This is a genomic window from Micromonospora sp. CNZ297, from assembly GCF_007827625.1.
The window spans coordinates 203,524-214,782 of the sequence record NZ_VISU01000007.1 but is presented as its reverse complement, the minus strand read 5'-3'; the positions used below and the strand labels follow the sequence as shown (position 1 = coordinate 214,782).

Annotated in this window: 11 protein-coding genes; 3 read left to right on the top strand and 8 right to left on the bottom strand. The window is 70.8% G+C overall.

What is annotated here, in order from left to right:
• Nucleotides 1–30: 30 nt before the first annotated feature.
• Nucleotides 31–1,977 carry a DNA topoisomerase (ATP-hydrolyzing) subunit B gene (gene gyrB, locus FB454_RS15730; protein ID WP_013283219.1) on the bottom strand — a complete coding sequence of 649 codons (1,947 nt, stop codon included), beginning with the start codon at nucleotides 1,975–1,977 and terminating at the stop codon, nucleotides 31–33.
• Nucleotides 1,978–2,524: 547 nt separating this feature from the next.
• Here gyrB and FB454_RS15725 point away from each other — a divergent pair.
• Entirely contained in the window at nucleotides 2,525–3,079 is a 555-nt protein-coding gene (locus FB454_RS15725; protein WP_013283218.1) for a hypothetical protein, read from the top strand.
• On the opposite strand, the gene FB454_RS15720 is transcribed toward FB454_RS15725, so the two are convergent.
• Nucleotides 3,064–3,552, bottom strand: coding sequence for a MarR family winged helix-turn-helix transcriptional regulator (locus FB454_RS15720; protein WP_013283217.1), 489 nt, complete (start codon nucleotides 3,550–3,552; stop codon nucleotides 3,064–3,066). The genes FB454_RS15725 and FB454_RS15720 overlap by 16 nt on opposite strands.
• A gap of 80 nt (nucleotides 3,553–3,632) precedes the next feature.
• On the opposite strand from FB454_RS15720, the gene FB454_RS15715 reads away from it, so the two are divergent.
• Nucleotides 3,633–3,872 carry a hypothetical protein gene (locus tag FB454_RS15715; protein WP_145823129.1) on the top strand — a complete coding sequence of 80 codons (240 nt, stop codon included), beginning with the start codon at nucleotides 3,633–3,635 and terminating at the stop codon, nucleotides 3,870–3,872.
• On the opposite strand, the gene FB454_RS15710 is transcribed toward FB454_RS15715, so the two are convergent.
• From FB454_RS15710 to dnaA, 6 genes are all read right to left on the bottom strand, one after another.
• A complete protein-coding gene (locus FB454_RS15710; RefSeq protein WP_013283215.1) occupies nucleotides 3,863–4,468 on the bottom strand; it encodes a DciA family protein in 606 nt (201 codons plus the stop codon). The genes FB454_RS15715 and FB454_RS15710 overlap by 10 nt on opposite strands.
• Nucleotides 4,458–5,591, bottom strand: a complete 1,134-nt coding sequence (recF, locus tag FB454_RS15705; protein WP_013283214.1) for a DNA replication/repair protein RecF — start codon at nucleotides 5,589–5,591, stop codon at nucleotides 4,458–4,460. The genes FB454_RS15710 and recF overlap by 11 nt, the downstream gene beginning before the upstream one ends.
• 16 nt (nucleotides 5,592–5,607) lie before the next feature.
• Complete coding sequence (gene gnd, locus FB454_RS15700) at nucleotides 5,608–6,480, bottom strand: phosphogluconate dehydrogenase (NAD(+)-dependent, decarboxylating) (RefSeq protein ID WP_013473312.1); 873 nt, start codon at nucleotides 6,478–6,480, stop codon at nucleotides 5,608–5,610.
• A gap of 40 nt (nucleotides 6,481–6,520) precedes the next feature.
• Complete coding sequence (gene dnaN, locus FB454_RS15695) at nucleotides 6,521–7,654, bottom strand: DNA polymerase III subunit beta (protein WP_013283212.1); 1,134 nt, start codon at nucleotides 7,652–7,654, stop codon at nucleotides 6,521–6,523.
• Between the two features lie 212 nt (nucleotides 7,655–7,866).
• Nucleotides 7,867–8,139 (bottom strand): hypothetical protein, encoded by a 273-nt coding sequence (locus tag FB454_RS15690; protein WP_141722578.1) that lies wholly within the window; start codon nucleotides 8,137–8,139, stop codon nucleotides 7,867–7,869.
• Between the two features lie 572 nt (nucleotides 8,140–8,711).
• Nucleotides 8,712–10,535 (bottom strand): chromosomal replication initiator protein DnaA, encoded by a 1,824-nt coding sequence (gene dnaA, locus FB454_RS15685; RefSeq protein ID WP_013283211.1) that lies wholly within the window; start codon nucleotides 10,533–10,535, stop codon nucleotides 8,712–8,714.
• A gap of 576 nt (nucleotides 10,536–11,111) precedes the next feature.
• Between dnaA and rpmH the strand changes: the two genes are divergently transcribed.
• Nucleotides 11,112–11,249 carry a 50S ribosomal protein L34 gene (gene rpmH, locus FB454_RS15680; RefSeq protein WP_013289388.1) on the top strand — a complete coding sequence of 46 codons (138 nt, stop codon included), beginning with the start codon at nucleotides 11,112–11,114 and terminating at the stop codon, nucleotides 11,247–11,249.
• Nucleotides 11,250–11,259: the final 10 nt, after the last annotated feature.

The window sequence follows — 11,259 nt, the reverse complement described above, 5'->3', positions numbered from 1 at the left end:
GTGGATCGCCGGCCGACCCGGGCGCGTCCGTCAGATGTCCAGGAACCGCACGTCCTTGGCGTTGCGCTGGATGAACGACCGGCGAGCCTCGACGTCCTCACCCATCAGGACGCTGAACAGCTCGTCCGCGGTGGCGGCGTCGTCGAGCGTGACCTGGCGCAGCGTACGCGTGGCCGGGTTCATCGTGGTCTCCCACAGCTCGGGGTAGTTCATCTCGCCGAGACCCTTGAACCGCTGGATGTCGTCCGGGCGGGCGTTGGGCTTCTTCTGCTGGCGCAGTGCGATCAGCCCGTCGCGTTCCCGGTCCGAGTACGCGTACTGGGCGTCGTCGCCCTTCTTGTTCCACTTGATCTTGTAGAGCGGCGGGGCGGCCAGGTAGACGTGCCCCAGCTCGACCAGCGGCCGCATGAACCGGAACAGCAGCGTGAGCAGCAGCGTCTGGATGTGCTGGCCGTCGACGTCGGCGTCGGCCATCAGCACGATCTTGTGGTAGCGCAGCTTCTCGATGTCGAAGTCGTCGTGGATGCCGGTGCCGAGCGCGGTGATCAGCGCCTGCACCTCGTTGTTCTTCAGCACCCGGTCGATCCGGGCCTTCTCCACGTTGAGGATCTTGCCGCGGATCGGCAGGATCGCCTGCGTACGCGGGTCGCGGCCCTGCTTGGCCGAACCGCCGGCCGAGTCGCCCTCGACGATGAAGACCTCGGACTCGCGCGGGTCGGTGGACTGGCAGTCGGCCAGCTTGCCGGGCATCGAGCCGGACTCCAGCAGCGACTTGCGCCGGGCGAGCTTGCGCGCCTGCTGGGCGGCGATCCGGGCCCGGGCCGCCTGGGAGGCCTTCTGGATGATGATCTTCGCCTCGGCCGGGTTGCGGTCGAACCAGTCGACGAGCGACTCGTTGCAGACCCGCTGCACGAAGCCCTTGACCGGGGTGTTGCCCAGCTTGGTCTTGGTCTGACCCTCGAACTGCGGATCGGTGAGCTTGACCGAGATGATCGCGGCCAGGCCCTCGCGGATGTCCTCACCGGAGAGGCGCTCGTCGCCCTTGAGCAGCTTCTTCTCGGCGCCGTAGCGGTTGACGACGCTCGTCAGCGCGGCCCGGAAGCCCTCCTCGTGGGTGCCGCCCTCGTGGGTGTTGATGTTGTTGGCGAAGGTGTAGACCGACTCGCCGTACGACTCGTTCCACTGCATGGCGATCTCGACCGACATGCCCGTCTCCTCGGCGCCGAACTCGACCACCGTCTTGTGGATCGGGCTCTTGGAGGCGTTGAGGTGCCGGACGAAGTCGGCGATGCCGCCCTCGTAGTGGAAGGTGACCTCGCGGGTCTTGCCGTCCTCGTCCTCCGGCACCCGCTCGTCGAGCAGGTGGATGGTGAGACCCCGGGTGAGGAAGGCCATCTCCTGGAGGCGCCGGTAGATCGTGTGGAAGTCGAAGTCGACGGTCTCGAAGACGTCCGGGTCGGGCCAGAAGGAGACAGCCGAACCGGTGCGGTCGGTCGCCTCGCCCTTCTCCAGCGGCGTCGGCTTGGAGTGGTGGTACTGCTGACGCCAGACGAAGCCGTCCTTGTGGATCTCCACGGCCATCCTGGTGGACAGCGCGTTCACCACGGAGACGCCGACGCCGTGCAGGCCGCCGGAGACGGCGTACGCCTTGCCGTCGAACTTGCCGCCCGCGTGCAGCACGGTCAGGGCGACCTCGACACCCGGCTTCTTCAGCTTGGGGTGCAGGTCGACCGGGAAGCCACGGCCGTTGTCGGTCACCCGGACACCGCCGTCGGCCAGCAGCACCACGTCGATGGTGTCGCAGTGCCCGGCCAGCGCCTCGTCCACCGCGTTGTCGACGACCTCCCACACCAGGTGGTGCAGACCGCGCTCGCCGGTGGACCCGATGTACATACCGGGCCGCTTCCGGACCGCTTCCAGGCCTTCGAGAACGGTGATGGACTCGGCACCGTACTTCTTGTTGTCCTCCGCTGCCACGCTCGGCCACTTTCTCGCACCGGCCGCGCGTGGGCGCGGGGCGCGGGTTCGGCGGACAGGACGCGACGTCGGCGCGCATGGACCGCCCCTGGGATCGCCAGGCTCGGATCATGTACGCCGGGCGCCGCGGTTGCCCGCGGATCGCGATCGGCTCGGACCCGATGCGGGACTATGATCGAGGGCTCATGCGGGCCCCTGTCCGTCGCTCCGTCTCGGGTCTTTCGTCTCGCCCTCAATCTTACTGTGCGGAGCCGACCAAACCGCCACTCGGCACCCTCTCCGGGGCGGCTGAGAATGCCGTAGCCGGACGAACCGCGTCGCCCACGACTCCCCCTACACGCCATTGGGGCGGTACCGCGCCACCGGCCACCGTGAGCCACGACGGTCATCCGACCGGTGATCGGCGGCTGCCCCGACCGGGGGTCGCGGCCGGGCCCGGCGTGCCGTAGCTTTTGCGGCGCCGCCGTTGCGGTCTTGATCTTTTGCGCCCGGAACCGGGACGATCGTCGGAGATGGTCCGAAAACGCTTGGTGAGAGGTGACGCCAGATGGGGCTGGACAACGTCGCGGTGCACTGGCCGCGGACCGGCCGCTTCTACGATCCGGTCGCGCCGGCTGAGTTCGTGGACTTCGGCGAGATCGTGGACATGCCCCGGATCTCCGCGCCGACCGCGGCGCTCGCCGAGCTGATCGCGAAGACCGGCACGGTACGCGCGACCGCGTACACCGAATTGGTCGATTTGATCCTCGGGCTGGAGAATGTGCTCTACGCCACGGAGAACGCGGTCGAGGACGAGGACCCGGTGATCGACCCGGACGGCTGCTCCTGGATCGCCGAGGGCGTGGAGAAGTTCGTCGCACGGCACCGGCCGTACGGCGAGCCGGTCACGTTCGAGTCGGTGAGCGAGGTGCTGCGCGCGCTGCTCGGCGACGGGCGGCTGGCCGAGCAGCAGCTCCGCTGGCTCGACAGCCGGCTCGACCGGCTGCGGGACGAGAGCGGCGATCCGCCGCAGTGGAACTTCACCTGCGCCGAGCTGAGCGTGCTGGCGGCCTTCTACCGGCGCTGCGCGGAGCGGGGCTTCGCGGTCTACGCCGACGCCTGACCGGGCGCCGCAGCGCCCGAAGAAGACGTGGCCTGGTTGGCTGCCGCGATCACCTCGGTCAGCGCCGTGTGCAGGTGCCGCAGGTCGGCCAGCGGCAGGCCGAGGCGCTGCACGATGGCCGGCGGGATCCGCTCGGCCTGCGCCCGCAGCGCCTGCCCCTCGGCGGTGAGCGAGACGGCCAGGCTGCGCTCGTCGGCGGCGTCGCGTTCCCGCCGGATGTAGCCGGCCGCCTCCAGCCGCTTGAGCAGCGGTGACAGCGTGCCCGGGTCGAGCTGGAGCAGCCGGCTCAGATCCCGGCCGGACAGCGGCGCGTGCTGCCAGAGCGCCAGCATCACCAGGTATTGCGGATGAGTGAGCCCCATCGGCTCCAGCAGCGGCCGGTAGACAGCGACGACGCTCCGGGCGGCGACTGAGAGCGCGAAGCAGACCTGCTGCTCCAGCGCCAGGGGGTCCTCCTCGATGCCGTCGGTCACCCGCGTCCTCCTCGTCGTCGTTGCGATCGTAGCAATGATTGGTGTACCAATGGTTTGCACACAAACAGAGAGGCGGCGGGATGAGCGACGACGAGCAGGTGGGCGACGCCTCCGGCAAGGGTGGCCGTCTGCTGGGCTGGGTGTTCCGCAACCTAGCCGGCCCGTCCCAGGTGCAGGGCGCGGTGCAGGGCGGCTCGAAGCTGGCCCGCGACGCGTGGAAGGAAGACCTGGAGCGCCGCAAGCAGTGGAGCCGCGAGCAGCGCGAACTCAAGCGCGCCCGGCGGGAGTCGCGGCGTTCGGGCGGTGTCGGTCAGCCGTAGGTGTCGCGAGGGCCGCGCCCGCGTACCCGTCGAGGGCCGCGCGACCACGACGGCGCCGCCGGCCCGTGGATGTGCAGCTTGCGCACCACGTTGTGGCCGACCTCGCGGGCGATCTGCTGCAACAGCGAGCCCGCCAGCAGGCGCAGCTGGGTCGCCCAGGCCGTCGAACGCGCCTCCACGGTCAGCTCGCCGTCCTCCAGCTTGACCGGGCGACTGTGCTGCGCGACCTCCGGGCCGACCACCTTCTCCCACGCGCCGAACACGGTCGCCTCGGCGGCCGGCTGCTGCCAGCCGCGCGCCTTCATCAGCTTGTCCAGCACCGCGCCGAGCGGCTGCGGGTCGCGCGGGTCCGGCCCCGGGCCGGAGTAGCCACGCAGCCGCTTCTCGCCGTCGCCGCGGACCGCGCCGCGCCGTCGCGGGGCCGCCGCCTGCCGCCGGGCCTTCGCCGCGTCGAGCACCGCCCGCGCCAGCTCCGGCCCGGCCGTGCCCTCCGGCAGCTTCGCGGCCGGCTCGCCGTCCGCGGGCTTCCCCGGGGTACGCGCGTCGCGTCCCGGCCCGAGCCGCGCGGGCGGGAGCTGCACCTCGTCATCCGGCACGTCGCACCGTCCTCTCGCCCACCGCGTACCGGGTGCCGCGCAGCGTCGCCGGCACGTCGTCGTCCACCGCGCAGGTGACCAGGAGCTGGCTCGCGCCGCCGACCAGCTCGGCCAGCCGCTCCCGCCGGCCGGTGTCCAGCTCGGCGAAGACGTCGTCGAGCACCAGCACCGGCTCGATCCCGTCGGCGCGCAGCAGGTCGTACCCGGCCAGCCGCAACGCCAGCGCGTACGACCAGGACTCGCCGTGGCTCGCGTACCCCTTGGCGGGCAGCGGGCCGAGCGTCAGCGCCAGGTCGTCGCGGTGCGGGCCGACGAGTGTGGTGCCGCGCTCGATCTCGGCGGCGCGGTTCGCGGTGAGCGCGGCGGCGAGCGCCTCCGCCAGCGCCGCGCGGTCGGCGCCGGGTTCGGGCAGCTCCACCGAGGGCCGGTACGCGATGCCCGCCGCGCCACGTCCGGCCGCCACCGCGTCGTACGCCTTCGCCACGTGCGGGGTCAGCGCGGCCACCAGCTCCAGGCGGCCGGCGAGCAGGTCCGCGCCGTGCTGCGCCAGATGCGCGTCCCACACGGCCAGCGTCGACAGGTCTCCGCCGCGTGTGCCGCCGGTCTTCCGAGCGAGGTACGACGTACGCAGCAGCGCGTTGCGTTGCTTGACCACACGCTCGTAGTCGGCACGGACACCGGCATAGCGGGGCTGGCGGGTGACCAGCAGGTCGTCCAGGTAGCGGCGGCGTTCAGCCGGGTCGCCGCGGACCAGTTCCAGGTCCTCCGGCGCGAACAGCACCAGGCGCAGCGCGCCGAGCACGTCCCGGGCGCGGCGGGCCGGGGACCGGCCGAGGCGGGCCCGGTTGGCCTTGCCCGGAACGATCTCCAGCTCGACCAGCAGCTCCCGGCCCTCGTGCACCACGGCGCACCGGATCACCGCCGAGGCGGCGCCCATCCGGACCAGCGGGGCGTCGGTGGCGACCCGGTGCGAATCCAGGGTCGCCACGTAACCCAGCGCCTCGACCAGGTTGGTCTTGCCGACGCCGTTGGCGCCGACGAGCACGTTCGGCCCCGGCTCCAGGTCGACGCCGACGCGCTCGTACGAGCGGAAGTCGACCAGTTCGAGCCGGCGGACGTACACAGCCTGTGGATACCGGTCAGCGCTTGTGGACGGCGTGGCCGCCGAACTGCTGGCGCAGCGCGGCGACGGCCTTCATCGCGGGCGAGTCGTCCTGCCGGGAGGCGAACCGGGCGAAGAGCGACGCGGTGATGACGTTGAGCGGTACGGCGAGCCGGACCGCCTCGTCCACGGTCCAGCGGCCCTCGCCGGTGTCCTCGGTGTAGCCGCTCAGCTCGGCCAGTTCCGGATCCTCGTCGAGTGCCCGGTCCAGCAGGTCGAGCAGCCAGGAGCGCACGACGGTGCCCTCGCGCCACGACTTGAACACGCCGGGGACGTTCGTCACCAGCTCCGAGGCCGCCAGCAGCTCGTAGCCCTCGGCGTAGGCGTGCATCAGGCCGTACTCGATGCCGTTGTGCACCATCTTGGCGTAGTGGCCGGCGCCGACCGGGCCGGCGTGCACGAAGCCGAACTCGCCCTCGGGCTTGAGCGACTCGAAGATCGGCATGAGCCGCTCGACGTGCTCCTGCGCCCCGCCGACCATCAGCGCGTACCCGTTCTGCCGGCCCCAGACGCCGCCGGAGACGCCGACGTCGATGTAGCCGATGCCCTGCTCGTTCAGCCGCTCGGCGCGCGGGGCGTCGTCGCTGAACCGGGAGTTGCCGCCGTCGATGATGATGTCACCCTCGCCGAGCACATCGGCGAGCTCGTCGATGGTGGCGTCGGTGACGCCGGCGGGAACCATGACCCACACCGCGCGGGGCGACTGGAGCTTCTCGGCAAGCTCGGCCAGGCTCGCGGCGTCGCTGATCTCCGGGTTGTGGTCGTAGCCGACCACCTCGTGCCCGGCGGCGCGCAACCGCTCCCGCATGTTGCCGCCCATGCGGCCGAGTCCTACCAGGCCGAGCTGCATCTGCTCCTACCTCCGTACGTCAGGGTCGTGCTGCCTGCGATCAGCGGGACACGCGGATCGGCATGATGAGGTACCGGTACCCCGGGATGACCTCGCCATCCTCGCCTGCCGGGGAGATGACCGCGGGCTTGAACGCGTCGACGAACCGGAGCAGGGCGTGCTGCGCGCCCAGGTTGGCCAGGCCGTCGATGAGGTACTGCGGGTTGAACCCGATGGTCAGCGGCTCGCCGCTGAAGGTGGCCTCCATGGCCTCGCTGGCCCGGGCCTCCTCGGTGCCGCCCGCCTCGACCACGAGACCGTCGGCGCTGAAGCTGAGCAGCACCGGGGTGGTGCGCTCGGCGACCAGCGCGACGCGCTTGACCACCTCGATGAGCGCGGCGACGGCGACGCGGGCCTCGGCGTTGTGGTCGGCCGGGAACAGCGAGCGCACCGGCGGGTAGTTGGCGCCGTCGAGCAGGCGGCTGGTGGTCCGGCGGGTGCCACCGGAGAAACCGATCATGCCCTCACCGGCGCCGCCGGAGGACAGCGCCATGGTGACGTGGCCACCGAGCGGGCCGAGCGCCTTCGCGGTGTCGTGCAGCGTACGGGCCGGCACCAGCGCGTTGAGGCTGATCTCCGGGTCGTCCGGGTTCCACTCCATCTCGCGCAGCGCGAGGCGGTAGCGGTCGGTCGCCAGCATGGCCATCGTGCTGCCGCTCAGCTCGATCCGTACGCCGGTCATCATCGGCAGCGTCTCGTCGCGGCCCGCGGCGACAGCCACCTGGGCCACGGCGGAGGCGAAGGCGGCGGCGTCGACGGTGCCCGCGCTCTCCGGCATCTCCGGCAGCGTCGGGTAGTCCTCCACCGGCATGGTGGGCAGCGTGAACCGGGCGCTGCCGCAGACCAGTTCGAGGTGGGCGCCGACGGCGGCGATGTCCACCGGCTTGGCCGGCAGGGCCTTGGTGATCTCGGCGAGCAGGCGGCCGGAGACCAGGGCGGCGCCGTCCGCGTCACCCTGCACCTCGACCGTCACCTGGCTGGAGACCTCGTAGTCGAAGCCGGAGACCTGCAGGTTGCCGTCGGTGACGCGGAGCATCACCCCGGCCAGCACCGGTACGGAGGGTCGGTTGGGCAGGCTCTTGGCGGTCCACGCGACCGCCTCGGCGAGCGCGTCGCGCTCCACTCGGAACTTCATCAATGCCTCCGCGTCGACGTCAGCGACAACTCTCTCATGCCGACCGCTGCCACCCGTCCCGCCCGACCGTGCGGGTACCCATCGCACCTTAAGGCGCTGGGACATCGGCTGTGCGCCCGACCCCGTGGATCCAGGTGCCCCGGGCGACTGCCGACGGCAGTGCTCCGGCCCGATCCACAGGAAGTCCAACGGTGATGATTGGTTTTTGTTGTTTAGAAGAGATAACTCATCGTCTTCATCGCACCTGTGCAAACTGTGGAGAACCGGCGTCCGCGCAGGTCAGACACGTTATCCACCGGTGGTTTGGCTGTGGAGAACCAGGGGTAAAACTCGTGTCCCGGTCCACAGCCCTCGCCGGCCGCCGGGTTTTCCACGGCTGTCCACCGGTTGTCCACCGGTAATCCACCGGTTTTCTCCCCAGCGCTGTGGACAACGCCGACAGGGTCGAGAGCCGTCATCCCCAGAACCTTCAACAGCTCGCCCACAGGCAGACCGTCGTCTGGGGATGACGACTGCGTTGTCCCCAGGCATCCACAGCGTCGTCCCCAGGAGTTGTCCACAGTCTGTGGGTAACCGGCCGGGTGCAAAGCGTGGTTGTCCACTGCCTGTGACACAGGGGCTGTGGACAACGGGTACGAGCTGTGGACGAGCACACGACAGATCCTGGGCCCTCCACCGGGTCGAGGGTCAACCGATCCCCGCTGTCGGCTACTTGCCACCCGCCCGAGCCCGCCGCGTCGGCGCCGAATTGGTCACGAGGTCACGCCGCCCCTCCCGCGATTCCGCCCGCCCCGCCCAGCCCTGCTCGGGTTGATCATGAAGTTGGCGGCATCTGGCGTCCGGTTTGTCGCCGCTAACCTCATGATCGACGCGAACGGTCGGCCGGTGAGGGTGGGGACCGTGGCTGCGTTCAGGTCACGCGTGAGGTGTGACGTTCAGCTCTGGCGAGATCTTGGTGGGAGACGGCCCCTATGAGGGCGCCAAGCTTCCAAGATCTGCGGGGACGTCCGCGGCGGGAGCGGTGAGGGAAAGAGGCAGCGCGAGGAGAGAGAGACGGTCAGGTGTTCTGCTTGATGCGGTTCGTCAGCTCGGCGATCTGGTTGTAGAGCGAGCGCCGCTCCGCCATCTGCTGGCGGATCTTGCGGTCCGCGTGCATCACCGTCGTGTGGTCCCGGCCGCCGAACGCCTGCCCGATCCGGGGCAGCGACAGGTCGGTCAGCTCGCGGCACAGGTACATGGCCACCTGACGCGCGTTCACCAGCACCCGGGAGCGGGAGTGGCCGCGCAGGTCCTCCAGGCTCACGCCGAAGTAGTCGGCCGTGGACACCATGATCTGGTCCGCGGTGATCTCCGGGCCGGCGCCGTCCGGGATGAAGTCCCGCAGCACCTCCTCGGCCAGCGACAGCTCGACCGAGGATCGGGTGAGGCTGGCGAAGGCGGTGACCCGGATCAGCGCCCCCTCCAGTTCGCGGATCGAGTTCGACACCCGGGACGCGATGAACTCCAGCACGTCCGGCGGGGCGAACAGCCGCTCCTGGGCCGCCTTCTTCTGCAGGATCGCGATCCGCGTCTCGAGGTCCGGCGGCTGGATGTCGGCGAGCAGGCCCCACTCGAACCGCGTACGCAGCCGGTCCTCCAGCGTCGCCAGCTGCTTCGGCGAGCGGTCGGACGTGATCACGATCTGCTTGTTGGCGTTGTGCAGGGTGTTGAAGGTGTGGAAGAACTCCTCCTGCGTCCGCTCCCGGTTCTCCAGGAACTGGATGTCGTCGATCAGGAGGATGTCCACGTCCCGGTAGCGGCGCTGGAACGCGCTCGTCTTGTCGTCGCGCAGCGAGTTGATGAAGTCGTTCGTGAACTCCTCGGTCGAGACGTACCGGACCGAGCGCGCGTTGCCGAGCGTCGTGGCGTAGTGCCCGATGGCGTGCAGCAGGTGGGTCTTGCCCAGCCCGGAGCTGCCGTAGATGAACAGCGGGTTGTACGCCTTCGCCGGCGACTCGGCCACCGCCACGCTCGCGGCGTGCGCGAACCGGTTGGACGAGCCGATGACGAAAGTTTCGAACATGTACTTCGGGTTGAGCCGGTTACCGCCGCTCTCCGTACCGCCGGGGAGCCTGCGATCGGCCTGGCCGCCGCCGCCCGGACGGTGGTGGTCGGCGCCACCCCGGCCGGGGCCGTTGTCGGTGGCGCCGTCGCGCGGCAGGCCGCGCATCGGCGCGGGGTCGGCGGGCGGACTCTCCCGGTATCGGGGCTCGTATCCGCCGGCGTCGGGCACGGGCGGCTCGATGCGGGTGCGCTCGTCGAAGGCGCGGCGCTCGGGCGCGGTGCGTACCGGCTCGGCGAACGCAGCGCTGAAGAGCGTGTCCTGCGCGTCCCGGCCGGCCGGAATGAGGTGCGGGCGGCCGCCGCCGTCGGCGGTCCGCTGGCGCGGCGCCGGCTCGTCGAGCGGCTGCTCCGGGCGCGGTTCGGCGTACCCGGCCTCGGCGTACCCGGGTTCCGGGCGCGGCGACGGGAAGGCGGACGCGGGCTGGTCGAAGCCGGGCAGCGGGGCGGCGGCGTCGTGCTCGGGCAGCGGCTCCGGGCCGCTGCGGTAGACAGTGCCGGCCGGGCGGGCGCTCGGGTCGTCGGAGACCCGCACGGTGACGGCCACCTGGATCGGCCGGCCGAGCCGGCGGCTCAACGCCTCGGTGATGGCCGGGCGGAGCCGGGACTCGATCACGTCCCGGGTGAAGGCGTCCGGCACCGAGAGCAGCGCCGTGTCCTCGACGATCGCCCGCAGCCGGGTGAGCCGGAGGTACGCCCGTTGCTGCGCGGAGATGATCTCGTCGGCGAGTTCGTCGGTGGTCGCCGTCCACACCGCGGCAAGGTCGGTCGCTCCGGTCACCGTCGTGCCACCCCCTCGCCTGCTCCTTCTCACGCCCGCCCGGACGGCTGACCGGTCGTCATCCACAAGTTATCCACAGCCTGTGTACCGACCGATTGTGGCCGCCCACCGGACGCGGGTCGGACCTGCCCCCCTCGATCCGGGGAGGCGTTGAAGCGGGTTCACCGTGCCGAACGATTCAACAGCGTGTCCGGTCTTGCCGATCGGCGACAAACCCCGGACCCCCGACGCCGACCGCAATCGCGCACGCTAACAGCGCGGACCCCACAGCATCAACCGGCGACACCCTGACGACCTCGGCAACATCAGTGAAAACCGCCCCTTCGGTCGCGCTTGCGCGCAGGTCGGACGCCCGAGTGTGACGTTTGACGGTCATTGCGCCCCTGCGTAGGCTGGAGCGGCTGCTCTCTCGCCCTCTGCTAGGGTGATTGATGCTTGCTGTCCGTGGCTGTCACCCCGCATCGCCGGGGAGCGTGTCGCGGCAGCGCCGATCGGAGGTCACCGACAGGTGATCTGGACCAGCACACGACCCCGGGCGATCCGCCGCGCGGGGCGTACGACAACGGAGAGCCTGACGTGAGCAAGCGCACCTACCAGCCGAACAACCGCCGGCGCGCGAAGACCCACGGCTTCCGGCTGCGCATGCGCACCCGTGCCGGCCGCGCCATCATCTCGACCCGTCGCTCCAAGGGCCGCGCCCGCCTGTCGGCCTGACGCCGACAGG